The sequence below is a fragment of the Aquimarina atlantica genome (assembly GCF_000626715.1).
Classification (GTDB): domain Bacteria; phylum Bacteroidota; class Bacteroidia; order Flavobacteriales; family Flavobacteriaceae; genus Aquimarina; species Aquimarina atlantica.
In genome coordinates this window covers 59154-84614 of the sequence record NZ_AQRA01000012.1, presented here as the reverse complement: position 1 = coordinate 84614, position 25461 = coordinate 59154, and the positions used below count along the sequence as shown (strand labels likewise).

Sequence of the window (25461 nt, the reverse complement as noted above, 5' to 3'; positions counted from 1 at the left end):
ATATAGGCTTATGGATTGATTACAGCAGGTAAAATATAGTTTTCCATTATTTTTTCGGGTTGCCAATATCGTCCGTTTCTATAATTTCCAGAAGTGATTGCAGCTACAAGGTTTAATTCGGGAATTACAAAAATGTATTGCCCCCCAGCACCACGTGCTTCTATAGACTTTATCTTTTTACCTTTTACAGTATATGTTTTATGCCACCACAAGTACCCATATTCGTTTTTATCTTTTGTATTGGCGAGGATATGATGTTTTTTAAAAGATTCTTCTACCCATTTTTCTGAAATAATCCTATTGCCTTTCCAGACACCTTTATTGAGGTATAATTGACCGAATTTAAGCATATCTCTCGGTGTTAAATACATTCCGCCACCAAAGTAAGGAGTTCCCTTTTCATTATTTTGAATGATATAGTTTGAAATACCCAAAGGCTCGAATAATTTTTGATCCATAAATAATTCTAATGGTTCTGTAATAGTATTGCCTAATATAACCCCTAATAAGTAAGGGTTAGCAGAACCATAGTTAGAAACATCACCGGGTTGGTAAACCATGGGTGCTTCGAGAACTGTTTTTAACCAATCTTGCGTGGGTTGATAATTATTTTCTGAAGCTATTGATTTGCGATCTATTCCAAAATCGATAGCATCAATCCCAGAACTCATAGTCAGTAAATGAGCAATGGTAATCTTTGATTTGGTGCTGTCTTTTGTATATTGATATGGTTTGGGGATATAATTATATATACTCTGATTAACACCAGGAAGTATATTATGATCGATAGCAATGCCAATCATAGCCGAAGAAATACTTTTGGATGCCGATCGCTGATCATGAGAAATATCCTGATTATGTGAAGAAAAGTAGTTTTCATAAATTAACTTTTCTTCTTTAGCAATTAAAACACTATGAACATGAGTTAAAGATTGTTTTTGAATACTATCTTCCATGACACCTAGCATATCTTTATCGATATTGAAAGTGTTTAGATCTGATATTTTCCATCCGTCTTCAAGCAAATTAGGTTTTTTATAAGTAGCATTATAAATCAGATTTGTTGGCCTTAGTTGCCATTCGTCTTTTGATTTTCTGAAAGCAACCTTAGTAATGCTTTTTCCTGCAAGTAGAATGTCTATTTCTATAAGTTCTGATTTTAGTTTTCCTCTAAACTGAAGCCCGGTTTTAAAATCATAAAAATTGATGATATCGTCTTTTTTAGAGAAATTAGCACACCAGGTTCCTGTAAAACGTTGATCTTTAAAAAAAGGATAGGCTTCATAGTTTTCTTCGCTTGCATTTTCTATGCTTAGATACATAGATTGTGATAGAAGTTGGTCTACCATAAAAATATTCCATGTACCAGTATATTTATCGTTACCTGTTGTTTTTAGTAAAACATGGTATTGTAGTATGCCAGATGTAAAGAAACCACTAATACTGGTTTTATTAATATTCATAGCACCATTAAATCGAAGATTACCTGGTAAATCAAGCGTTATGTTTTTTGGGGATTTGGACGTTACAACTGTATCAACAACGAGATCTGTATTAGCAATGGTGAGATGATATTTGTGATTAGCTAAAGGCTGGATTTCTACCTTAAAATTAAAAGCATTTTTGTTATTGATTTGTCCTTCCCACTGTCCTTGGTATGTGTTCATGTTTACTTGGGAATGTACTATGTTGAAAACAAGTATTAGAATCCCAAAAAATAATTTATATGTATTGCTCATTGTTTTTTTTACAAATATTGAACCTTTCGTATTCGCAAAATTGTATAAAATTAACATTAGAGTATTTCTTTTCTAAATTTTGAAGGTGTTATGCCATAGACATTTTTGAAATTGTAAATAAAATGGCTTTGGTCATAAAACTCACACTCATAGCAAATATCGGTTAGAGATTTACTTTTGTCGGCTAGTAATGAAACAGCTTTATTTACCTTTTGTTTTCGAATGTACTGCCCTAAAGTGCTATCAAAATATTTAGGGAAATCTCTGGATAAATGAGAAGGGTGTATATTTAGGTGTTTTGCTAGTGCTGTTAAGGAGTTATATAGAAGTGGTTCTTCATGAATGATGTCTTTAAGTGTTCGAACCCAAGTAGGAATTTTATAAGTTTCATTCTTGTTTTTGTTATGTATTTTACCAAAAACATCTAATAATAATAACTCGATACTTAATTTACTTTGATCATCATTAACCTTTGTTTCCATGAAAATTTTGTTCATGGCTTCCTTGATCATAGGGTTTTGTAATTTGATACTTCCTTCAAAATCGAAAGAAGATAATTCGTATGTATTAAACCAATCTGCATTTAATTCTATATGAAACCCTCTTGTGTATACGGGAGGCTTTATGTTAAAATGTGCGTCTTGCCAGTTATGAAATAATAAACTTCCAGAAGTAAGATGGTACGATTCTTTTTTGTTAGATTCAAAAAGTTTCCCTTGAAGAAGATAAGTAAAATATGGATTTTCATGATAATGCCAATCCACTTTTTCATGGGTGTATTCGGTATCAGTTATAATTAGTTGATCATAGTTTACTTTTTGTTTATGACTACCAAAGAATTCTCCTTTATTTAACTTATTCATTTTTGATCCTTACTAATACTAATTATATGTAGCGTTATTGGTTATAAAGATAGAGAATTGATAATGGATTTTGCTATATCAATACAACGAATACTATACAGGCCTATTCTGAGCTTATTTCAGAATAGGCCTGTGTTTACTATTTTAAGATGTTTCTATAAAATAAATCAGAAACTTTAATTAATCCTTAACTGTGGTGTTTTCTTCGTTCAATAAAACAGGAGTTCCAAAACCTAACTGTTCTAGTTTTTTGAGCTGCGTTTTTGCATCACCTACCACAAGATAAATCATTTTATTAGGATCTAGATATGTACCTGTTAGTTTTTTAATCTCATCTACAGTCATATTATTTACAATTGTCTCTCTTTGCGTAACATAATCTTTTGGGTATTGAAATGTACTCATATTGGTTAGCATATTTAATTTAGAATTAAAGGTTTCAAAAGCTCTTGCATTACTTTTTATTAAAGAACTTTTGGTGATATCTAAATCCTCTTGAGTATAATTTTTTCCGTAGTTATTCAGGATTTCTTTGATCAAATCTGCAGATTCATAAGTAACATTAGATCGCACACCACTAGATATGGTAAACATTCCCGGGATAGTACTTCCCGAAAACCTAGAGCGTATTCCATAGGTATATCCTTTACCTTCTCGTAATTGTTGTGTGAGTTGTGATGCAAAACCACCACCACCCAGGCGATAATTCATGACCTGCACAGGGTAGTAATCTGGGTCTGTTGCTGCTAATGCGGGGTATCCAAATCGTAATTGAGATTGTTTAGCATCGGGTACATCATAAAAATATACTTTGGATTGCTGCGGGGCTTTAGGAGCGTCTAAAGCCGGAAATTTAACTTCTTTGCGTTGCCATTTGGTATTGAGGTTTGCCAGAGATGTTTTTGTCATAGCTTTTGTAATATCACCTACTACATGCATTTTGGTAACATTAGGAACTATATTAGCATTGTAATATTGTTTAAGATCTTCTATTGTAATAGCAGATATAGAGGTTTCTGTACCTAAATTATTATGCGAAAGAATATGATCTTTTCCATAGCTTAGTTTAGCATATTCATTACTGGCGATACTTATGGGACTTGCTTTTTCTTGTTGAATTTGGCTAATAACACTCTGTTTAATTAACTCAAATTCTTTAAGATCCCATCTTGGCTGAAGAATCATTTCTTCTACCAAAGCCATAATTTTATTATAGTTTCTCGATAAGGTACTTCCATTTATCACAATACTTTCATCTCTTGCAGATATATTAATAAATGCTCCCAGGCTTTCTATAGCATTTTCTAATTCTTCTGTAGTTTTGTTTTGAGTACCTTTAGTCATGAGCTGTGCTAATAAGTTTGATACGCCTACTTTATCTGGTTTTTCTAACAATAAACCTCCTCTTATGTTTATGCTAAATTGCACCAAAGGAACTTCATCATTTTGTATCCCGTATACTTCAATTCCTGATGAAAACTGATCTTGCCATACCTGCGGTACTGTTACTTCTGGAGTATCTCCATACGGTGGTTCTGTAGAGCGGTCAAAACTCGAAGGTGTTTTCTCATAATCTGCCGCTATACTGGCATCAAAATTTTCTTCTGCTCCTTCTACAATTTTTTCTTCGACTACTTCTGCAAGTTTAGAATCTTTTAAAGCCAAATTAGCTTGCCCAATAGGAACAAAGCTTGTTGCAACATAATGCTTGCCTTTGATATATTGATTATATACTCTATTCACATCATCAATGGTAACTGCAAGAATGTTTTTTACATCCTGATTGATAAAGCCGGGATCTCCCGCAAAAATTTCATATTGTGCTAGCTGAAATCCTTTACCTAGCACACTAGATAACCCATTATAAAATGCAGTTTCCTGACTGGCCTTAATACGATCAAGATCGTCTTGTGAGATGCCTTCGGTTTCAAATTTTACAAAAGCTTCAGAAATAGCACTGTCGATAGTGTTTAAATCTGTGTTTTCAAACCCACGAATAATCAAATGATATTGACCAGCTAATTCTGATCCAAAATTAAACATGGTTATTTCGGGAGTAAGTTGTTTATCTTCTACCAATACTTTATTGAAAGGAGCTTTTTTTCCTTCAGATAGATAGGTAGAAAGTACTTCTAAAGCATACGAATCGGGATGATATACAGGTACAGTTGGCCAGGTCATTGTTAATTGCGGAAGACGGGCAAAATTATCTTCGTACTGTAATTTTTTGGTTTCTGTTAAAACCACAGGGCGTTTTTCTAATGCAGGGATATCTTCTCCTCGTTTAATTTCATCAAAATATTTATGTACCCATGTTTTAGCTTGATCTGGATCAAAATCACCAGCTATGGTAAGGGTAACATTATTAGGAACATACCAATGATTGTAGAAATCTTTTACATCTTGTAGGGTAGCATTTTGTAAATCTTCTAATGAACCAATTACCTGCCAGCTATATGGATGATCTGCAGGATACATGTTTTTATCGATTACATAATTAACATGACCATAAGGGCGATTGTCTACACTTTGACGCTTTTCATTTTTAACCACCTGTTTTTCTTTGGCCAGAACGGGATCGGTAACCGTATTGATAAAAAAGCCTAGTTTATCGGCTTCTGCCCAAATCATTTTCTCAAGTGCATCTTTAGGCACAGTCTGGTAATAATTTGTACGATCCTGGCTTGTAGACCCATTTGCTCCAGATCCGCCAATGCGAGCACTCATTTTATCTAATCCACCTTTTCCTAAGTTTTCTGATTCTAGAAAAAGTAAATGTTCGAATAGATGAGCAAAACCGGTTCTTCCTTCTTTTTCACGAGCAGAACCCACGTGTGCAGTTAGAGCAACAGCAACAACAGGATCTGATCGATCGATATGAAATATCACCTGTAATCCATTATCGAGTGTAAATTTTTCGAAATCGACTTTAAACTCCTTATTCTCAACAATTTCTTGAGGTGATTCTTCTGCTGTTGTATTCTTTTTACAGGAAAACAAGGTTCCTGATATGACTAGAATGAATACTAAAAATTTAATTGTTTTCATGATTGATAAAGTATTGATGAGTATGAAACTTTTATATGTGGTATTAACTTTTATTCACTTCCTATAATTTTATATATGTTGAGGTCATTAATTTGAGTAATTGATATTAAGTCTTCTTCGATTTTTGTTATCACAGGTTTCAGGTCGTTTAATTTTTCTTTTTCATGATCATATGCGAATAGCTTCTTAATTTTTGTTTTGGTTAAAAAATTAATACTGGTGTTACCTGCTCCATCATGAGTAGCATTTCCATAGTTATTTAATTCTGAGCCAATAAGCATGTAGTTATTGTGTTTTTTTTCGAATCTAAATTTTACTTCATAATCGTGTCGCATAGATTGATGACTAACACTTAGGATTGGGGATGTTATTTTAAGTGTTGGGTTTTCATTATGAATAAATGCAGAAGTTAAGTTTCCGCTTAGGGCTTTTTGTATATATCTATCATTTTCTGATCCTTCATAGATAGCAATTCTAACCTCTTCGGAATCATTGTCCTCTATATTGAGATTCGAACTTACCAGTACAGCCACAAAATCCTCGAAACCATCCTGATTTAAATCACCAAATACTATCTTTTTCTTATTTTGAACTACAGCAATTTCAAAACCTTCAGCAATAAAATTAGTAAAGTCTTTTGTACTTTTCTCTTTATTTATACCAAGAGATGATTTGTTTTTTGTAAAATTCTCTTCTTTAGTATCGTTTTTTTCAAGAATCTGCTTCTTTTCGCTATTACAAGAAAAGAGTATAATCATTATGATTAGAAATTTGATTTTTTCCATTTTATACTATTCTTTTTTTGGCGGTAATTCAACCTTTCCATCAGGATGAATTCTACATAATACTTTATTAAACTGATCTATCAGGTTTAGCACAAATACTACAGGGCCTTCTTTAGGTATTTTTTGAAATTCGTCACTTTTGGCAATAGCAGTAAGTGCCTGTAAAACTGCCTGGCAAGCATTATGAAAACATTTTTCTTTATACTCGTCATCATCTTCACGGTAATAATCACCTTCTTCATTTAGTGGGAAAAAAAACTCAAGATCTAATACCCCACAATCACTAAAGGCTTCTCCTTCTGATCCACCTCCATATCCCATAAAACCTAAATCCGGAGGTGTAGTAATCTCTCCCTGTGCGGCATATACAATCTTAGAAACCGGATGTAAAGGATCATATCCTGTATAATTAGAATCTGCAAAGAAGGTGAAGCTTTCTAGAAGATCTGATGTTATCTGTTTGATTATAGTATCTTGATTCATGTTTTTATTTTTATTACTTGACAAGATTTTAGAGTGTTTTTTCGTGTCAGCCAATTATTATTTATTGGTTTTTAGTTCGTTTAATATGATTAGTTTTTGCCATATTTTTGTACTTAATCCTGTAGTTAATATTTCGATTTCATTTACTGCTCTTACCACTTTTTCGTCGGGTAAGCTTTGAGAATATAGTGCCGCCACTTTACCAATTAGTGCTGTGGCTTCAGAACAATAATCAAGATATCGTTGAAGCTGAAAATTAGTAAAGGTTCGTTTAGGGGAGTTTTCTGTAGCACATTCTGATGCATTAGTGATATTAGGGTCTTTTGTTAATTGATGCATATCAATAACATGAGCAATTACTCTGAGTTCGTTAAGAGATTTTAATGCTCGTTTCATTTTTAGTCTGGATTCTAGTGAAACAAGAAAAAAAATGGCAGCACCTAATAGTATAATATCATTAAAAATAGCTTCAGAGATCGTAACGACATTAGCAAGGGTAGTATTTTCAATTTGTAAATCAATGTAAGTGATACTATAGATCAACCCTCCTAAACCAATTAGTATGATCATATAAGAAAATACACGGAGTAAAATATTTGGAGAAGAGATCCAATCGATATTTTGTTTGCTTTTTTGAGCAGTATGTAAGAATTGAAAGCAAACTTTTCTAAGTCCCGAATCAGGAAATCGATCCGAAACTCGTTTTTCGAGCAGGTCGATGGTTTTAATGATTTTTTCTGGTTCCAGGTTTATACTGTCATTCATATATTGATTACATTTTATTAGTATTTATTATTTCTTCTTTGCTTTTGAACATTTCTAATCATTTTTCCTAAGTCTTTATCTTTCTTTTTTCTTTCTTTGGCATCTGACTCAAAATGTATTTTTTCTTTTTCCATTTTTCGAAAATTAGAATAGGAATCTTTATCAATCTCCCCGTTTTCAACAGCTTCTAATATAGCACAACCTTGTTCATGTATATGTGTGCAATCTTTAAATCTACAATTGTCGGCATATTCGATAATAGTTTCGAATGTAGTTTCTAACCCACTTGATGTATCAGCAATTCCAACTTCTCGCATTCCGGGGTTATCAATCAAAATCCCTCCATTATCCAATACAATTAGCTCACGGTGACTTGTAATATGCTTTCCTTTGTTTACACTCGCACTTATTTCTCCTGTTTTCATTTGTTGTTTACCTGCAAGGTTATTAAGAAGAGTAGATTTTCCTACTCCAGAGGACCCGAGTAAACAGTATGTTTTTCCTTTTTGGATAATTTGATTTAGAGTATCATATCCTTTGGCTATTTGGTTGCTAACTGTAAGTATTGTAATGTCTTTGATTCGTTGTTTTATTTGGTTTATGATATTCTGTAAACCGGCCTCGTCTAGTAAATCAATCTTGCTTAAAATAATAATTGGTTCGACTTTTGAAGCATTACAGATCGTTAGATATCTTTCTAATCTATTGATATTAAAATCTCTGTTAACAGCCTGAACAATGAGACCATAATCAATATTTGTTGCAATTATTTGCACTTTTCCTGATACTCCAACGGCTCGTCTTTCTATGATAGAGTTTCGAGGATAAATGGCGTGAATTAGAGCTTTACCTTCGTCATATTCAGAAAAGGCAACCCAGTCTCCAACAGCAGGGAAATCATATCTACTTTCTGCTGTATATCTTAAATTACCAATGAGTTCGGCATCATATTCTTGTGTAGGAGTCTTAATAACATACCTTTCTTTATGCTCAGATAGTATTCTGCCCACCTCAAAAGAATCCAAATTTTGTTCGGTTCTAAATTCCTCTAGAGCATTGGTGTATCCTAAATCCTGAATTGTCATGCTGTGTTTTTGTTTTTTAAAATTTCTTTTTAGTTGGAGGCATCGGATCAGAGGCAGGAGTAGGAAAGAGAGTAGGGTCAAAACTATCTAACACTTCTATTTTCGATGTATTTGTATCTATTTTTAAACGATACTGCTCAAAGAGTTTATTAAAATGTTTCGAATCAATAAGGGTATGATCGACCCTTCTTATTGCCATTTCATACAAACTTTTGTTTTCATTATGCGCCGTTATTACAATTAGGTAATTTCTTAGTAATCCTACTATCCCCTGAAAAGTGAAATGCTTAATTTCTTCTAAATTATTGGCCAATAAGGCATTATTTATTTCTTTAATAATACTATTGTGATCTTTTAAAAGTGAATGGTATGAATAGGAATCGTTCACCCCATAAAGATTCATCACAAGATCTTCGGGCTTTATCTTATTACCCACTATAAACTCAATACCTCCGTCTGGAGTCCTTATGACAGAAGGGTCTTCCCAGCCTATAGTAATTGTCTCTATTCCCCAATTAAACTCATCTTCTTTATAAACTCCTGGATTTATAAAAAATGTAATTTCATTTTCAGTATAATACTCGGTATCATTAAGAATTCTTTTTTTGAGATGAATTCTTGTTACATCATTAACCGGAAACCCATTGTTTTTTAGTTTTTTAGCAACTTTTATAACGAGTTTTTGCTCTAAATCGGTAAATTCGGCAATGGCGGGTTTAAGTCCTCTAACGATATCCATAGATGATTTTTTTTGATATTTTTTTCCATTAAAAAAAAGAACAAGAACGCAAAGTACGATTACTGATCTATACGTGTATTTCATAAAAATGTCTTATTTGTTCTCTTATCTTATATTACATCTATTCTAAACTTAGGGTGGTTTAGTTTTTATAATGATCAAGTACAACTCCTATATAAAAATACACATATACCTTCTGTTATAATGGCATATGTGTATTTTAATTACATATTATTTTTGGTTACGATTTAGGAACCGGGAACCCTCTATCTTTCATTAGGGCTTCGATCTTAGCATCACGTCCTCTAAATTTACGATATGCTTCTGCTGGATCTATAGCATTACGTGGTGCAAAAAGGTACTTTACCAATTTAGCTGCAACTTCTTTATCATAAAATCCTCCAGGAGCTTCGGCAAAAGCTTCTGCTGCATCAGAGGTAAGTACATCTGCCCACATATACCCATAATAAGCGGTAGCATATCCTTCTCCAGAAAATACGTGCCCAAAATGCGGTGTGCGGTGACGCATTACTAATTCTTTTGGCATATTTAATTCTGTAAGAGTTTCCTTTTCAAATTTATCTACATCAATATTAGTTGGGTCTGCCAGGTGAAATTTCATGTCCATTAGGGCAGAAGCCAGGTATTCTGTTGTAGCAAATCCTTGATTAAAAGTAGCTGCTTTTTTAATCTTATCAACCAGTGTTTTTGGGATTGCTTCTCCGGTTTTGTAATGTACCAGATAGTTATCAATGACTTTATCGGTAGATAACCAACGCTCTAACAATTGAGATTGAAACTCTGTATAATCGCGTACACCACCATTAAGAGTTGGGTATCGTACTTCTGAAGCAAAGAAGTGTAAAGCATGACCAAATTCATGGAAAAAAGTCGTAGCATCATCCCAGGAAACTAAAACTGCTTCTCCTGGAGCTGGTTTAACAAAATTAGAGTTGTTAGAAGCGAGTACATTCTTTTTGCCATCAAAAGTAGTATGACTTCTATATGTGGTAGCCCACGCTCCAGATCGTTTACCAGGTCTGGCAAATGGATCGAGATACCATAGGCCGATATGTTCTCCAGAGGTTTTGTCATTTACTTCCCATACTTTTACATCTTCATGAAAAACAGGAATTTTACCTTCTTCAATCGGAGTGAATTTGTAATTAAATAATTCGCCAGCTACAAAGAACATAGCTTCTCTCAATTTATCTAATTGTAAATATTGTTTTACTTCATCAGAATCCAGATCGTATTTCTTTTTTCTTACTTTTTCTGCATAGTAACGATAGTCCCATGGTTCGATTGTTATCTTATCTCCATTTGCATCTGCCACCGCCTGCATATCGGTTACTTCTTCTTTTACTCTGGCTATAGCAGCTGGCCAAACAGCATTCATAAGCTTCATTGCATTGTCAGGATTCTTAGCCATACGATTTTGTAGCCTCCAGTCTGCATAGTTATCATGTCCTAATAATCCAACACGTTCTTTTCTTAGTTTCAGGATTTTAGCGATATTTTCGTTATTATCCTTGTCATCGCCATTATCTCCTCGAGAATAATAATTCTTCCATACTTTTTCACGTATAGCACGTTCATCAGAATACGTAAGGAAAGGGTCCATAGAAGATCTTGTATTCGTTACTGCATATTTACCTTCTTGGCCTCTATCTGTAGCTGCTTTTGCATATGCTTTGATCAGAGGATCTGATAAACCACTTAATTGATCTTTGGTTAGATAGGTTACATATCCTTCTTCATCTTCTAACACATTATTCGAAAAATTGGTATACAGTTCTGATAATTCTTTGTTAATCGCTGCATAGCGTTTCTTCTTTTCTTCGTCTAATTCTGCTCCATTCATGGCAAAAGACTTGTAAGTAAGTTCTACTACACGTTGTTGATCTGCCTCTAATGGTGTTTTTTGAGCATTGTCATAAACGGTTTTAATGCGCTTAAACAATTTTTCGTTTTGCGATATTTTAGAACTAAACTCTGATAGTTTAGGAGCCATTTCTTTTTGAACATCTCTAAATTCTGGCGAAGACATATTACTACTTAGAATACCATAGTATGTAAAAATTCTATCGAGTTCTGCTCCGGCTCTCTCCATAGCAACAATGGTATTTTCAAAAGTAGGAGCCTCAGAGTTATTTGCAATCTCATCGATTTCTTTAAGATTAAGTTCCATTCCTTTTTCAAGAGCTGGTTTTATATCGGAGACATTCATTTTATCGAATGCCGGAGTACCGCCGTATGGTCCGGTCCATTCTTCTAATAAGACATTTGCTGTCTCTTTAGGTTCTGATTCTGTTGTTGTGTTCACAGTTTCTTTCTTTTGATTACAACTGGCTAAAAGTACAATAGCCGATAAGGCTACGGTCTTAATGGTTGTAGAGAGGTGTGAGTTAATCATGATTATTTAATTTAAATTCTAAATTTATTATTGTTAGTAAAGAAGATAGCATTAACAAAGAAAAGCTTTCCATTTTCCCAGAAGGACCTGAACAATGGATTATCTACCATATAGATAATGCTTCCGCTACCGACTCTTGATTCACCAAAAACCAAAGAATTGTTTAGATTTTTAAGGGCATCTGCACCTGCAAATCCAGAAACACTTTGTGGTTTTTCTATATAAGCGATATTATATCCGTTCTGAAGAAATTTATAAGAACTACTTCCTAATTTCAGACTAAAATAAGTGTCATCATATCCAAAAGCCATTGGGTGCGAATGATCTACTTTGGTCTTAAAAATACTTCCTGTAATAAAATCCTTTACGCTTTTTCGTTCACGTTGATCATAAGGAGTAAGATTGCCGATAGAGTCTTTTTCCTTTTTATCAGCCTTATTTTTCTTAAGATCAAACCCTTTTTTATCTGCAAAAGCACTAACAGCATTACCTATTGCAATTACTTTACCTCCTCTACGTACCCATCCTTTTAATTTATCCAAAGCTCCTTTGTCGAGATACCCGTTGTAATATCCGTTTGGCATAATTAAGACATCATACTTGGTAAGATCAATATTCTTAAAATAATCTGTATCAATTGAGGTTATAGGAAATTTAAGCTGTTGCTCAAAGAAATACCAGATTTCTCCGTAGCTTAATGAAGAGGTATATCTACCTTTTAATACTGCTATACGTTGGTTATTGATGAGTTTTACATCTGGAGAACCAAAATCTACTCCTTTACTAGAAAAACTGGTAGGAGCTGTATATAATTTTCTTTGATGAGCATTGGCGATATCGATAACCGTTTTATCATAGTTTTTAGTTTTTCGATTGTCACTTTTAGTGATGATAAGGCTTCCTTTTTTAAAGTTCTCTGCACCATTACTAAAATCTTTTTCACTAAAACGTACTCTAATATTATGTCGAAGTAAATCAGCCATAAAAGCAGCATCATCGATACTGTTCCATTTAGTGATATAACCTGCGCCAGATGTATTAGCTGTATTGTTTATGGTATTAGCTTTTTTGCTTCCATTGGCAGGTATTAGCGAAGTCGAAGCTATAGCGTCTAACCCATATGCATGGGGTACACTCCAGGCAGTAATATCATAAGTAAGTGGATCACTAAGTTTGGCATTGGGTTCAAAAAGTACTTTTACCATTTTACCTTTTGGTTGATTTGTACTTACTACCAATGCACCGTTTGCGTTAATACTTCCTTGTTTATTTTCTTTAAAATTAAATCCAGAAATTTTTGCAGTATTTGTATATCCATATTTGATATCATGGGTTTCGAGTAATTTTACCAATGCATTTATCTTATCTGCCTCTCCATTTAACACATAACTTTTATATTTCAGACCAGAGGTATTAAAAAACTTTTTAAACTCGGTGTTTAATTTTGTAGCTTGTTTAGAAGAAATCTCTACTGTTGATAATCCTGTTGTAGTGTGATGTAATGCACGATCCTTTAAAGTTAATACATAGCCTTCGTCGGTTTGAATACCTAAACCGGCACGCCCATGTCCTGCTTGCTCATAGGTCATTCCTATGGCTCCCATAAATGTAGGATAGGTATCTCCGTAACTAGGATATAATAGGTCAAAGCGTTCTCTGGTAAAGAATAACCATCCTTCTGCATCAAAATATCGAGCATGGTTTTTACCAATTTGAGTTTGGAAATCTCTTTGCCACGGAGTTATGATCTCATGAAAAGGCTCTGCTGCCGGAGCAAAATAATAAGGTTCGTTGATACCTTGCTCATGAAAATCTACATGAATATGTGGCATCCATGTATTGTATGCTTTGATACGTTGTCTTGATTCTACCTGGGTTGCCCATGCCCAATCACGGTTAAGATCAAATAAGTAGTGGTTTGGTCTTCCGCCTGGCCAGGGTTCATTATGTTCTGTTGCTATTTGATCTGTATTATAAGGTGTAGCTTTTGTTTGGTTATACCAATTTACATATCGATCACGACCATCTGGATTTATACAAGGATCTATGATAACTACAGTATTTTGTAACCATGCAGTTTTCTTAGTGATTAGTTCATAAATGGTTTGCATAGCAGCTTCTGTGCTAGAGGCTTCATTACCATGTACATTATAACTTAGCCAAACAATTGCAATTTCTGGATTAGCTGTACCTTCTGCAATACCAATATTTTTTAGATTGTTTACTCTTATACTTTCTATGTTATTTAGATTTTCTTCAGAAGAAACAATAGCATAAGTTAACGGTCTGCGCTCATTTGTTTTTCCATAAGTATGATAGCTTACCATATTGGAATGACTAGCAACATGATTAAAATAATTTACAACATCTGCATGACGTGTAAATTGTTCGCCTATTTCATAGCCCAAAAATTCGGCAGGAGATTGTAATTTGTTTTGAGAATAGGTTAAGCAAGTCGTTATAGTTACGACAAAGAGTGTGATGATTAGTTTTTTCATTGATCGGTGAATTCTTTTTAGGAGGGGTAAAATACCGAGTTAAATTTAGGATTTGATCTGTATTAACTAAAATTTAGGATTTGAAATAGAGAATATTGATAAATTTTAGTATTTAGATGAAGATTTATAGATGAATTCTTTCAAACTATTAAAAAAAATATAAAAAAGCAGATGAGATTACAATCTGCCGTATATTTATCGACCAAAAATTTTGCTTATGCCTAGTGACTGTATTCCGTTTAGCGATACGAATTACTTTTCTTCTCTTATTTGTGACTATTTAGATCAAAAATCTGAATTACAACCTTTTTATAATCGTTTTCCAGAATTAGAAAACTTCAAAGATCAAATTAAAGAAAAACAACATTCTTTTTCTAATGAGCATAGAAAAGTATTGGTACAAGCTTTACGCAAACAATATAAAGGTGTCGACCCTTCTGATCTTACCAGCCAAAATATAGAATCATTAGATAAGCCTACTACATTTACTATCGTTACCGGCCATCAACTTAATCTTTTTACCGGACCATTATATTTTTTATATAAAATTATTTCTACGATCAATCTTACTAAAGATTTAAAAGAGAAATACCCCGAATATGATTTTGTGCCTATATATTGGATGGCAACAGAAGATCATGATTTTGAAGAGATTAATTATTTTAATCTTTTTGGAAAGAAGATACAATGGAATCGTAATGATGGAGGAGCAGTAGGGGTTTTTGATACCGAAGGATTAGATAAAGTTTTTGAAATTTTTTCTTTGGAAATTGGAGCAGGAAGAAATGCAGAATACCTTAAGTCCTTATTTAAGGAAGCTTACCTGCAACATAATCATCTTGCCGAAGCCACACGATATCTGGCTAATGAATTATTTGGAGAGTATGGTTTGGTGATTGTAGATGGAGATGATCGTAAATTAAAAAAGCTTTTTACGCCATTTGTCGAAAGAGAATTAACTAATCAAGTCGCGTATACTAAAGTAATACCAAAAGCAGAAAAACTAGAAGCGCAAGGGTATAAAGTACAGGTGAATCCCAGAGAAATTAATTTATTTTATTTGGCAGACGGATTACGAGAACGAATTATTGAAAAAGAAGAAAAATATTTTGTAAACGAAACCGATATCTCTTGGAGTAAAAGTGAGATATTAAAAGAACTCTCTGAGCACCCAGAGAGGTTTAGCCCTAATGTAATGATGCGACCTTTGTATCAGGAAGTGATTTTACCCAACCTTTGTTATATCGGTGGTGGTGGAGAATTAGCATATTGGTTAGAATTAAAGGATTATTTTGAAACTGTAGATGTACCTTTTCCTATGTTGTTACTTCGTAATTCGGTACTGATTCAAACCAAAAAACAAGCTGAGAAAATAGAAAAATTAAATGTTTCTGATACCGAATTATTTCTAAAACAACATGAATTAATTAACCGTAAGGTACGTCGTATCTCTAATATAAATATTGATTTTGATCCGCAACGTAAGCATTTAAAAGAGCAGTTTAAAGCCATGTACGTACTCGCAGAGCAAACAGATGTAACTTTTAATAATGCGGTAAAAGCACAAGAAATAAAACAACTTAAAGGATTAGATGTTTTAGAAAAACGATTGCTAAAAGCACAAAGACGTAAATTAAGTGATCACGTAAAACGTTTAACGACACTTCAAAATGAGCTTTTTCCCAATCAAAGTTTGCAAGAACGTAATACTAACTTTGCAGAATTCTACCTGGAGTATGGCGATGATTTGATTCCAACATTAATGAAACATCTTGACCCTTTAAAAGGAGAGTTTTTGATCTTAAAATATTAAAAAGTGGAGTCAAGTTTTTTTAGTAAATAAGATATTTTATAAGATAATCACTTGGTGTTACACAAGTTCTTTTTTTATCCAATTAGGATCTTTAATCCACTTGGTGCTTTTAATCCAACTACCTTGAGCTTCATTTTTCTTTTTATATGGGTCAGTATGTTCTTTAATAAATTCTAAAATAGACATAGTAAGAGCCCTATTTTTTTTACTTATTGAAGTATTAGATGAGATCTTTTGATTTATCGAAGTGTTAGGGATTTTCATCATGAGATTTGATATCTGTTGATCAGAAATTCTTATGCTATGTTCGGTGTCGCTGGCAAAACACCTTGTATTAGAAAAAAGAATAATAATTATGACAAGTTTTAAAGTAAAGTTATTCATGGTATTGGGGATTAGAAGGTTTCTGATGTAAATTTAAAATGATTGTGTCGTTTATAATGATTACAATCGATGAAATACAATTAAATATCGACGAACGGTTAAATGGTTTAGGCAGAAGGTTTTTGATAATTGCTTGTTTTATAAGAATAATGTTACCTAAAAACTTAGATAGTAAATAATATTAAAAATTATTCCTTTTAGGATTTCGAGGGTTGTAATTTAATTTTATTTTTGCCTATGCAAAACAACGTACTTATTTTAGATTTCGGATCGCAATATACTCAGTTAATTGCACGAAGAGTTAGAGAGTTAAATATATATTGTGAGATACACCCTTATAATAATTTACCCGAGAATGTATCAGACTTTAAGGCAGTAATCCTTTCTGGTTCTCCTTTTTCTGTTAGAGGAGAAGATGCTCCTCATCCTGATTTATCTGCAATTCGAGGTAGCAAACCACTTTTGGCTGTTTGTTATGGCGCTCAATATCTGGCTCATTTTAGCGGAGGAGAAGTAGCTCCGTCAAATACACGAGAGTATGGTAGGGCGAACTTGTCATTTGTACAAGAAGGAGAACAGTTTTTTGAAAATATTACTAAAGGTTCCCAGGTATGGATGAGTCATAGTGATACTATAAAGAAACTTCCTACTGGAGCTGTTAGATTAGCAAGTACAGAAGATGTAGAAAATGCAGCATATAGGATAGAAAACGAGCAAACTTATGCTATTCAATTTCATCCAGAAGTATATCACTCTACCGATGGAAAACAATTATTAGAGAATTTTCTAATCAAAATAGCAGATATTCAACCTGATTGGACACCAAATTCTTTTGTAGATGCCACAGTAGCAGAGCTTAAAGAAAAAATAGGTAATGATAAAGTAGTTTTAGGTCTAAGTGGAGGTGTAGATTCTACAGTAGCAGCAGTACTGTTGCATAAGGCTATTGGTGAGAACCTGCACTGTATTTTTGTGAATAACGGATTGTTACGTAAAAATGAATTCTCTGCAGTATTAGAACAGTATGAGGGAATGGGGCTTAATGTTAAAGGCGTTGATGCTTCGGCACGTTTTTTGGATGCATTGGCTGGAGAAAGTGATCCTGAAGGAAAACGAAAAATTATAGGAAAGATTTTTATAGAAGTATTTGATGATGAAGCGCATAAAATAGAAGATGCAAAATGGTTAGGGCAAGGAACAATTTATCCAGATGTAATAGAATCTATATCTGTTAATGGCCCCTCTGTTACGATCAAATCTCACCATAATGTTGGTGGATTACCAGATTTTATGAAATTAAAAGTCGTAGAGCCACTACGTATGTTATTTAAAGATGAGGTACGTAGAGTAGGAGCCTCGATGGAACTCGATCCAGAATTGTTAGGAAGACATCCCTTTCCTGGTCCCGGATTAGCAATTCGAATATTGGGAGATATTACACCAGAGAAAGTCACTATCTTGCAAGAAGTAGATGCTATCTTTATTAATGGATTAAAAGAAAATGGACTTTATAATAAAGTTTGGCAGGCAGGAGCTATTTTGCTACCAGTACAAAGTGTGGGAGTAATGGGAGATGAACGCACTTATGAAAATTGTGTCGCTTTAAGAGCCGTAGAAAGTACCGATGGGATGACGGCAGATTGGGTAAATCTACCTTATGAGTTTTTACAAAAAACTTCGAATGCAATAATAAACAGGGTAAAAGGCGTTAATAGAGTAGTATATGATATTAGTTCTAAGCCTCCGGCAACAATAGAATGGGAATAACAATATACAGATTAAACAGTTAGGGAATTAAAAAACAAATCGGATAAATACATGAAAAAGTTCTTATTGATATTTCTGTTGTTGATAGTATCAGGTTCAACTTTTGCACAGCAATATAAAAGTCATACTGTTGCGAAAGGAGAGAATGTGTATAGGATAGCTAAGCGTTATAATACAACTCCAGAAGCTATATATAGAATAAATCCAACAGCAAAAGAAGGAATTAATGAAGGAGAAATTTTAGCTATTCCAATTACAGATGATCAGGAATATAACACTCATGTTGTAGAAAAAGATGATACTGTATACAGTTTGTCTAAAAAATACAATATCAGTATAGAAACTATTTATTTGCTTAATCCAGAAGCCGATAAAGGAATTAATATAGGACAAATATTAAATGTGGGTAAAATTGTAAAAAAAGACCCTACAGCTATTGATGCGATTTCGGAAAAAGGAAAAGAATCTGTGCTTGATAGTTTAAAAATTATTCCTAAAGAGCGAAAAATTATTCGGTATATTACTCATAAAGTTAAAAGAAAAGAAACGTTATATGGTATAGCGAAGAAATATAAAGTTACAGTCGAGGATATCAAAAAGAATAATAAACGATTGTATGCAGAGCAGATAAAGAAGAAAGATAAAATAAGAATACCGGTATACGAAGATAAACCTTCGCCAGGTGAAACCATTAAGAATCCGACCGATTCTAGAGTGTCTGCTACAACCAGATATACAATAAAACCAAAAGATACCAAGTATAATATTGCTAGAAGACACGGGATCACTATAGCAGAGTTAGAAAAACTCAATCCTAATATGAATCCTAGTTTCCCTATCGGAATGCAAATTACAGTACCTACAACTATATTTGTCTCTCTAAAAGATTCAATTCAACCTGGATTTGAGTTATATGAAGTAAAACCAAAAGAGACTATTTTTAGAATTTTACAACGTACAGGTATTTCTGCCGATTCTTTGTTTAAAATGAACCCATATTTAAGAGATGGACTTAAGGCAGGTATGGTTATTACAATTCCTAAAGACACATTAACTGCAAGTACTAATTTTGATGTGACTAAAGAGAAATATATAGATTTAAGTAAAAACCTTTATAATTTCTCTCCTAAAAAAGTAGCTGTGATGTTACCTTTTGGTTTAGATACTTTAAACTTTGAAGCTAGAAAGGATACCGAAGAATTTCTTAAAAGTAAACAAAGTCTTAGAATAGCATTAGATCTTTATAGTGGAGTATTGATCGCGGTAGATTCTGCTAAGACAAGAGGAATTACAACAGAGCTTAATGTTTTTGATACTCAAAAAAGTAACAATGAAGAGTATATTAAAAAAATGATGGCAGAAAATGATTTTAACGAAACAAATGTAGTGATTGGGCCATTGTATCAAACAAATTTAGAGATTGTAGCTTCAGAACTCAAAAAATATAATACACCTGTTTTTTCACCTGCATCAAGAAAGGAATCTAGCTTATACGATAATTTTTTTCAAACTCGTCCTACGAATGTAATACTTCAGGATAAAATAATTTCGTTTGTAGAAAAAGATTCTATCGATAAAAATATTGTGCTTATAGTGCAGCAAGGAGAAAAACATAAACCAATTAAAGAGAAACTAATTGCTAAATTCCCTAATGCCAAAATAGCTAAAATCGAAGAAGGTAATTATCTTTATGAAGTTAGACTAAACAAGGTTTTAGATAAGAATAAACCTAATTGGGTATTTCTGGAATCAAATGATGTAGCGATGATAAGTAATGTTATTCCTTTACTTAATGCCAAAGCAGAAAGTCATAAAATAACATTGTTTACTACAGATAAAAATAATGCATTTAACAATGATAATATTAAAAATGAACATTTATCAAAATTGCATATGCATTACCCATCTGTAGATAAAGAATTTGATAACAAAGAAGTTGAAGAAGGCGAAGAAGTATCTCCATTTGTTAAAAGATATCAAAAAGAATACGGTGTCGATCCTAATAATTGGGCTATTCGAGGCTTTGATATAACATATGATATTTTAATGCGATTAGGAACCGCAGATGATCTATATCACTCTGCTTCTTATGAAGGGACAACAGAATATGTCGAGAATAAATTTAACTATTCTAAGAAACTATTAGGAGGGTACCATAATAGCGCTGCATATTTGATTAAGTTTGATGATGAGTTAAAATTAACTCTGGTTGAATAATTTTTGTTAGTTTTGAAACCTTAAGAATTGACCTGGAAAATCAATTTTTAAAGAAAAATAAAGTATACTAGTATTATTTAGGAAATATTTTTAATACTAGATTAAAAATACATTTTTGATATGTAAAAAAAAGATTTTTTATATATATTTGATAATGTATTGGTTATCTTTTTTATTATTATTGTTTTATGAAATAAAGATTTCTTGGCATTATAATTGATTAGATTGGAATATAAAGGAAAACAAAGGAAAAATAAATCAAAATTAGATTCTAGAAATTATGTATTTTTTAAAAATACGTGTATATTTAGAACTAAAAAATAATGCTATTTTGCAGAGAGCAAACAATATTTGCCCCATATTGTATTCCCCCAGCGTCTCTGAAATAGATAAAAATATGACTTTTATTTGGGCATAATTGTTTGCAATTATGAGTAAGTGCTTTACTATTATTTTAATTTTATTTTTTGCCAGTAATAATGGTTATGTAGGGAAATTCTCGTACGCGGAAAGAAGCGAGTTAGATTGGTCAGATTTTAGAGGGAAACCAAATTTGAATAGTCATTATGATGCTAGCGTGAATACAGGAATAACCTATCAATGGTCTTATGGGAAAGATAAAGGAGAAATTGAATTAAATTATCAGGTAGATAGCTATTGCTATCCATCTCTATCATGGGTTAAGAGAGGACAGATGTCCGAAGATCTTCTTGCACATGAACAACTACATTTTGATATTTCGGAATTACATGCTCGAATAATGAGAAAAAGATTAAAAGAATATAGTGCCGGGAAAAATATAAGAAGAGATCTTAATAAAATGTATAAGTTGGTAGAGAGAATGAGAATCAATATGCAAGACAGATATGATGAAGAAACGGAGCATTCAAGAAATAAAGAAGCCCAAAAAAAATGGAACAAGAAGGTTGAAACACTAATGTGGTATTACCGAGATTTTACTAAATAATTGTTGTTATAACCAACCTCATGGAAATCCAACTTCAAAAGGATTTTTTAATCAAATTAGCCCATGCCAAAATGCCATTTGGTAAGTATAAAGATAGATATCTGATCGATCTTCCAGAGTATTATATTGTATGGTATCACAACAAAGGTTTTCCCAAAGGATTACTGGGGCAACAAATGCAAACGGTATATGAATTAAAACTGAACGGATTAGAGTATTTAGTTCGAAATATTAAAAATTTATAATCACATATTTACAAATTCATATCCCGAAAGTTCATTCTCCTGTAAATTTATTTCAGTTTCATTTAGCAAAATACCGTGTTCTACAAAAGCTTTTAGATTGGCGAGCCAAAACGTCCAACCATTACTACATCCATAATGTATTTGTAACTTACTTTTATCATCTACAGGGATATCAAATTGAGATAAAATAACCATAGTTGTATTGTTTTTCTTTTCGAGTTTTACCGAAACTTTTGAACTACTAAAGCTAATTTCAATATAGTTATTTCCGTTAGCTTCTAGTACTTCTCCCTTTTCTTTTTCATCCCAATTATGCCATTGCCAGGTATATGTATCGCCTTTTTGTATACGCTCTGATGGTTTTCTGATTTGTCCATCAATAGTGCTGTATTCGGCATGTTTTAAAAACCAGGAAGTAATCCCTTTGGGAGTTGCCCATAAATCATATAGTTCTTCAATAGACTTATGGATGTGAATTTTTTTGGTAAACGAATTCCATTGTAACTTTTCCATGATTAAAATGATTTTGATGCTGTATTAAAGATAGTGAATATTAAATTTATTACTAAGAACGTATTGGTGTTAAATTCTTCATAGAGATCATTTAATTTTATTTTGAATTGAGTAAGTTTAATCACAATTATAAAGATAGAGTGTTTTTAAAGCGTAAAGAAATACACTCATCTTTCTTATTTCATGCAAATCTTTTAAAATGAAAATCACAAAACATGTACTTTGTCTTCTTGTTGTATTTATGGTGTTGCAAACCAATGCGCAAGAGTTTAAAGAAGGACCTTTTTCTCAATTAATCATCAGAGGTATAACACTAATTAATGGTAATGGGGCACCCCCAAGAGGGCCAGTTGATATTGTTATAGAAAATAATATAATTAAAAATATTGTTGTTGTTGGATATCCAGGTATGCCAATCAATGCAGCTAAACGTCCTGTATTAAAACCCGGAGGTAAGGAGCTTAATGCAGAAGGAATGTATGTGTTGCCGGGTTTTGTAGATATGCATGGGCATATTGGCGGAGTGGCGCAAGGCGCAGATGCTGATTATGTTTTTAAATTATGGATGGCACATGGTATAACAACCGTTAGAGAGCCTAGCGGAAGAGGTGTAGACTGGACAATGAAGTTAAAAAGAGCAAGTGAAAAAAATGAAATTATAGCTCCTCGTATTTTTGCATATACGGGATTTGGACAGGGTAGTGCTTCGCCAATAAGTACTCCTGAGATGGCAAGAAAATGGGTTCAGGAAAATGCAAAGAAAGGAGCAGATGGGATAAAATTCTTTGGAGCAGCTCCAGAAATTATGACAGCTGCACTAGATGAAAACAAAAAACTAGGACTGCGTTCTGCCTGTCATCATTCGCAAACCGATGTGGCTCGATGGAATGTCTTACATTCTGCAAAAGCGGGACTTACCTCTATGGAACACTGGTATGGATTACCAGAAGCGTTATTCGAGGATAAAACCATTCAGCATTACCCTTTGGATTATAATTATCAAAATGAACAACATCGATTTGAAGAAGCAGGTAAGCTATGGAAACAAGCAGCGAAACCTTATTCTGATCATTGGAATAAAGTAATGAACGAGTTAATAGCACTTGATTTTACACTCGATCCAACCTTTAATATTTACGAAGCGAGTAGAGATTTACAAAGAGCCCGTAGGGCAGAATGGCATGAAACTTATACATTGCCTTCGTTATGGAAGTTTTATCAACCTAGTAAAATCTCACATGGCTCGTATTGGCATGACTGGGGAACAGAACAAGAAGTGGTATGGAGAGAAAATTATCGATTATGGATGGCTTTTATTAATGAATATAAAAATAGAGGAGGACGTGTTACTGTGGGATCAGATTCTGGATTTATTTTTCAATTATATGGGTTTGCATATATCCGAGAATTAGAATTATTTAGAGAAGCTGGTTTTCATCCTCTCGAAATAATTAGAGCGGCCACATTAAGTGGAGCAGAAGCTTTAGGAGTGTCAGATAAAATTGGTTCTGTCGAAGTAGGTAAGCTAGCAGATTTTGTAGTAGTAGAAGAAAACCCACTTCAGAATTTAAAAGTACTTTACGGAACAGGAGCTATTCGATTAACAGATGATAATAAGGTTATTCGGGCAGGAGGGGTTAAATATACCATTAAAGATGGAATAATTTATGATGCTAAAGCGCTTCTTGCAGATGTAAAAAGAATGGTAGATGAGGCAAAAGAAAAAGAGAAGTTTACTATTTTACAACCCGGGATAAAGGAGTAAACCTGTTTAATCAAAAGTTATAAAATTAAAAAGCGTCAGATTTTTATCTGACGCTTTTGTATATCTGTTTAAGTGTTATATTATGTTGTTTCTGCAACTTTAGAAAAGACATCAATATCTACTTGATTTCTGGTAAGGTCTTCAAATGTTTCACGTTTACGAATCAAATGTGCTTTTCCTTCATGCCATAATACTTCTGCCGGGCGATAACGAGAATTGTAATTACTAGACATAGAAAAACAGTAAGCACCTGCATTTTTAAAAGCAATTGTATCACCTTCATTAATTTCAGAAACTCTTCTGTTTGTAGCAAAAGTATCTGTTTCACAAATATATCCAACTACCGAATAAAATCGTTCTCTTCCGTTTGGATTAGAAATATTAATAATCTCATGATGAGAATTATAGAACATTGGTCGAATAAAGTGGTTAAAACCACTATCGATTCCTGCAAAAACAGTAGATGTAGTTTGTTTGATTACATTTACTTGAGCCAAAAAGTATCCCGCTTCACTCACCAGGAATTTACCGGGTTCAAAACCTAGTGTTAATTCTTTACCATATTCTTTACAAAAAGTATTAAAACGTTTAGTCATTTTACTACCAAACTCCTCAATATTAGTTTCAATATCACCTAATTTATAAGGTACTTTAAATCCACTTCCAAAATCGATAAAATCAAGATTTTTGAAATTCATGGCAGTTTCAAAAAGTATTTCACAAGCACGCAAAAATACTTCGATATCCAGAATATCACTACCGGTATGCATATGTATTCCATTAATACGCATTCCTGTATTTTCTACAATCCTAAGGATATGTGGAATTTGATGAATTGATATCCCAAATTTACTATCTATATGTCCTACAGATATTTTACTGTTTCCTCCTGCCATGACATGTGGATTCATACGAATGCATACCGGAACATTAGGATGTTTTGTGCCAAATTGCTCCAGGATAGAAAGGTTATCAATATTTATTTGTACGCCCAAAGCAGAAACCTCTTCTATTTCTTCAAGAGAAACCCCGTTTGGAGTAAAAACAATATTACTTGGTTTGACACCAGCCTTTAACCCTAGTTCTACTTCTTGAACAGAAACAGTATCTAGCCCGGCTCCTAATGAATTCATCAATTTTAAAATAGCAATATTAGACAGTGCCTTGACTGCATAATTAAGTTTTAACCGTTTAACTTTCTTAAAAGCATCAGAAAGACGATCATACTGTGAGATAATTTTTGAAGAGTCGTATACATAAACTGGACTCCCAAACTCATTTGCAATTGCTAATAAATTTTCATTTTCCATTGTGTCACAAATTTAAGCCTACGAAATTATCAATAAAATTAGAGATATCTGCGTCTTGA

Annotated in this window: 19 protein-coding genes; 6 read left to right on the top strand and 13 right to left on the bottom strand. The window is 33.1% G+C overall.

Features of this window, described 5'->3' with window-relative positions; all coding sequences use genetic code 11:
- Positions 1-8: 8 nt before the first annotated feature.
- From ATO12_RS22180 to ATO12_RS22135, 10 genes are all read right to left on the bottom strand, one after another.
- Entirely contained in the window at positions 9-1667 is a 1659-nt protein-coding gene (locus ATO12_RS22180; RefSeq protein ID WP_165583436.1) for a serine hydrolase domain-containing protein, read from the bottom strand.
- 128 nt (positions 1668-1795) lie between these two features.
- Positions 1796-2602: an AraC family transcriptional regulator gene (locus tag ATO12_RS22175; RefSeq protein WP_034246842.1), complete on the bottom strand. Its 807-nt coding sequence runs from the start codon at positions 2600-2602 to the stop codon at positions 1796-1798.
- 180 nt (positions 2603-2782) lie between these two features.
- Positions 2783-5650 carry a M16 family metallopeptidase gene (locus tag ATO12_RS22170; RefSeq protein WP_034246840.1) on the bottom strand — a complete coding sequence of 956 codons (2868 nt, stop codon included), beginning with the start codon at positions 5648-5650 and terminating at the stop codon, positions 2783-2785.
- Positions 5651-5700: 50 nt separating this feature from the next.
- Positions 5701-6435 (bottom strand): hypothetical protein, encoded by a 735-nt coding sequence (locus ATO12_RS22165; protein ID WP_034246838.1) that lies wholly within the window; start codon positions 6433-6435, stop codon positions 5701-5703.
- A 6-nt stretch (positions 6436-6441) separates the two neighbouring features.
- On the bottom strand, positions 6442-6918 hold the full coding sequence (locus tag ATO12_RS22160; RefSeq protein ID WP_034246836.1) for a hypothetical protein: 477 nt from the start codon (positions 6916-6918) through the stop codon (positions 6442-6444).
- 57 nt (positions 6919-6975) lie between these two features.
- Positions 6976-7683 carry a hypothetical protein gene (locus tag ATO12_RS22155; RefSeq protein ID WP_034246835.1) on the bottom strand — a complete coding sequence of 236 codons (708 nt, stop codon included), beginning with the start codon at positions 7681-7683 and terminating at the stop codon, positions 6976-6978.
- 17 nt (positions 7684-7700) lie between these two features.
- Positions 7701-8768 (bottom strand): ribosome small subunit-dependent GTPase A, encoded by a 1068-nt coding sequence (gene rsgA / locus ATO12_RS22150; protein ID WP_034246833.1) that lies wholly within the window; start codon positions 8766-8768, stop codon positions 7701-7703.
- A gap of 16 nt (positions 8769-8784) precedes the next feature.
- Positions 8785-9507: a hypothetical protein gene (locus ATO12_RS22145; RefSeq protein WP_034246831.1), complete on the bottom strand. Its 723-nt coding sequence runs from the start codon at positions 9505-9507 to the stop codon at positions 8785-8787.
- A 241-nt stretch (positions 9508-9748) separates the two neighbouring features.
- Complete coding sequence (locus ATO12_RS22140) at positions 9749-11923, bottom strand: M3 family metallopeptidase (RefSeq protein ID WP_034246829.1); 2175 nt, start codon at positions 11921-11923, stop codon at positions 9749-9751.
- A gap of 11 nt (positions 11924-11934) precedes the next feature.
- A complete protein-coding gene (locus tag ATO12_RS22135) occupies positions 11935-14421 on the bottom strand; it encodes a M14 family metallopeptidase (protein ID WP_034246826.1) in 2487 nt (828 codons plus the stop codon).
- Positions 14422-14638: 217 nt separating this feature from the next.
- Here ATO12_RS22135 and bshC point away from each other — a divergent pair, with 217 nt between their 5' ends.
- The gene (gene bshC, locus ATO12_RS22130) at positions 14639-16234 is read left to right on the top strand and encodes a bacillithiol biosynthesis cysteine-adding enzyme BshC (RefSeq protein WP_034246824.1); all 1596 of its coding nucleotides are present in this window, start codon (positions 14639-14641) and stop codon (positions 16232-16234) included.
- A 57-nt stretch (positions 16235-16291) separates the two neighbouring features.
- Here bshC and ATO12_RS22125 read toward each other — a convergent pair whose 3' ends face one another.
- A complete protein-coding gene (locus ATO12_RS22125; protein ID WP_034246822.1) occupies positions 16292-16618 on the bottom strand; it encodes a hypothetical protein in 327 nt (108 codons plus the stop codon).
- Positions 16619-16855: 237 nt separating this feature from the next.
- Here ATO12_RS22125 and guaA point away from each other — a divergent pair, with 237 nt between their 5' ends.
- The 4 genes from guaA (at position 16856) to ATO12_RS22105 (ending at position 21814) form a co-directional block, all read left to right on the top strand.
- Positions 16856-18385 (top strand): glutamine-hydrolyzing GMP synthase, encoded by a 1530-nt coding sequence (gene guaA / locus ATO12_RS22120; protein WP_034246821.1) that lies wholly within the window; start codon positions 16856-16858, stop codon positions 18383-18385.
- Positions 18386-18436: 51 nt separating this feature from the next.
- On the top strand, positions 18437-20602 hold the full coding sequence (locus tag ATO12_RS22115) for a PBP1 and LysM peptidoglycan-binding domain-containing protein (RefSeq protein WP_034246819.1): 2166 nt from the start codon (positions 18437-18439) through the stop codon (positions 20600-20602).
- Positions 20603-21032: 430 nt separating this feature from the next.
- On the top strand, positions 21033-21569 hold the full coding sequence (locus tag ATO12_RS22110) for a DUF922 domain-containing protein (RefSeq protein WP_034246817.1): 537 nt from the start codon (positions 21033-21035) through the stop codon (positions 21567-21569).
- Positions 21570-21589: 20 nt separating this feature from the next.
- Complete coding sequence (locus ATO12_RS22105) at positions 21590-21814, top strand: DUF3820 family protein (RefSeq protein WP_034246815.1); 225 nt, start codon at positions 21590-21592, stop codon at positions 21812-21814.
- On the opposite strand, the gene ATO12_RS22100 is transcribed toward ATO12_RS22105, so the two are convergent.
- On the bottom strand, positions 21815-22327 hold the full coding sequence (locus ATO12_RS22100) for an SRPBCC family protein (RefSeq protein WP_034246814.1): 513 nt from the start codon (positions 22325-22327) through the stop codon (positions 21815-21817).
- Between the two features lie 241 nt (positions 22328-22568).
- Here ATO12_RS22100 and ATO12_RS22095 point away from each other — a divergent pair, with 241 nt between their 5' ends.
- Positions 22569-24092: an amidohydrolase family protein gene (locus ATO12_RS22095; protein ID WP_240486168.1), complete on the top strand. Its 1524-nt coding sequence runs from the start codon at positions 22569-22571 to the stop codon at positions 24090-24092.
- Positions 24093-24172: 80 nt separating this feature from the next.
- Here the strand turns inward: ATO12_RS22095 and lysA are convergent, their stop codons facing one another.
- On the bottom strand, positions 24173-25402 hold the full coding sequence (gene lysA, locus ATO12_RS22090; RefSeq protein ID WP_034246811.1) for a diaminopimelate decarboxylase: 1230 nt from the start codon (positions 25400-25402) through the stop codon (positions 24173-24175).
- Between the last annotated feature and the right edge of the window lie 59 nt (positions 25403-25461).

What these genes read in the sequence shown, in the direction of transcription:
- ATO12_RS22105 (WP_034246815.1), top strand. Translation starts at nt 21,590, where the DNA reads ATGGAAATCCAACTTCAAAAGGATTTTTTAATCAAATTAGCCCATGCC.
- ATO12_RS22095 (WP_240486168.1), top strand. Translation starts at nt 22,569, where the DNA reads ATGGTGTTGCAAACCAATGCGCAAGAGTTTAAAGAAGGACCTTTTTCT.
- rsgA (WP_034246833.1), bottom strand. Translation starts at nt 8,768, where the DNA reads ATGACAATTCAGGATTTAGGATACACCAATGCTCTAGAGGAATTTAGA.
- ATO12_RS22180 (WP_165583436.1), bottom strand. Translation starts at nt 1,667, where the DNA reads ATGAACACATACCAAGGACAGTGGGAAGGACAAATCAATAACAAAAAT.
- ATO12_RS22125 (WP_034246822.1), bottom strand. Translation starts at nt 16,618, where the DNA reads ATGAATAACTTTACTTTAAAACTTGTCATAATTATTATTCTTTTTTCT.
- ATO12_RS22100 (WP_034246814.1), bottom strand. Translation starts at nt 22,327, where the DNA reads ATGGAAAAGTTACAATGGAATTCGTTTACCAAAAAAATTCACATCCAT.
- ATO12_RS22135 (WP_034246826.1), bottom strand. Translation starts at nt 14,421, where the DNA reads ATGAAAAAACTAATCATCACACTCTTTGTCGTAACTATAACGACTTGC.
- ATO12_RS22155 (WP_034246835.1), bottom strand. Translation starts at nt 7,683, where the DNA reads ATGAATGACAGTATAAACCTGGAACCAGAAAAAATCATTAAAACCATC.
- ATO12_RS22115 (WP_034246819.1), top strand. Translation starts at nt 18,437, where the DNA reads ATGAAAAAGTTCTTATTGATATTTCTGTTGTTGATAGTATCAGGTTCA.
- ATO12_RS22160 (WP_034246836.1), bottom strand. Translation starts at nt 6,918, where the DNA reads ATGAATCAAGATACTATAATCAAACAGATAACATCAGATCTTCTAGAA.
- bshC (WP_034246824.1), top strand. Translation starts at nt 14,639, where the DNA reads ATGCCTAGTGACTGTATTCCGTTTAGCGATACGAATTACTTTTCTTCT.
- ATO12_RS22175 (WP_034246842.1), bottom strand. Translation starts at nt 2,602, where the DNA reads ATGAATAAGTTAAATAAAGGAGAATTCTTTGGTAGTCATAAACAAAAA.
- ATO12_RS22170 (WP_034246840.1), bottom strand. Translation starts at nt 5,650, where the DNA reads ATGAAAACAATTAAATTTTTAGTATTCATTCTAGTCATATCAGGAACC.
- ATO12_RS22165 (WP_034246838.1), bottom strand. Translation starts at nt 6,435, where the DNA reads ATGGAAAAAATCAAATTTCTAATCATAATGATTATACTCTTTTCTTGT.
- ATO12_RS22110 (WP_034246817.1), top strand. Translation starts at nt 21,033, where the DNA reads ATGAGTAAGTGCTTTACTATTATTTTAATTTTATTTTTTGCCAGTAAT.
- ATO12_RS22140 (WP_034246829.1), bottom strand. Translation starts at nt 11,923, where the DNA reads ATGATTAACTCACACCTCTCTACAACCATTAAGACCGTAGCCTTATCG.
- guaA (WP_034246821.1), top strand. Translation starts at nt 16,856, where the DNA reads ATGCAAAACAACGTACTTATTTTAGATTTCGGATCGCAATATACTCAG.
- lysA (WP_034246811.1), bottom strand. Translation starts at nt 25,402, where the DNA reads ATGGAAAATGAAAATTTATTAGCAATTGCAAATGAGTTTGGGAGTCCA.
- ATO12_RS22145 (WP_034246831.1), bottom strand. Translation starts at nt 9,507, where the DNA reads ATGGATATCGTTAGAGGACTTAAACCCGCCATTGCCGAATTTACCGAT.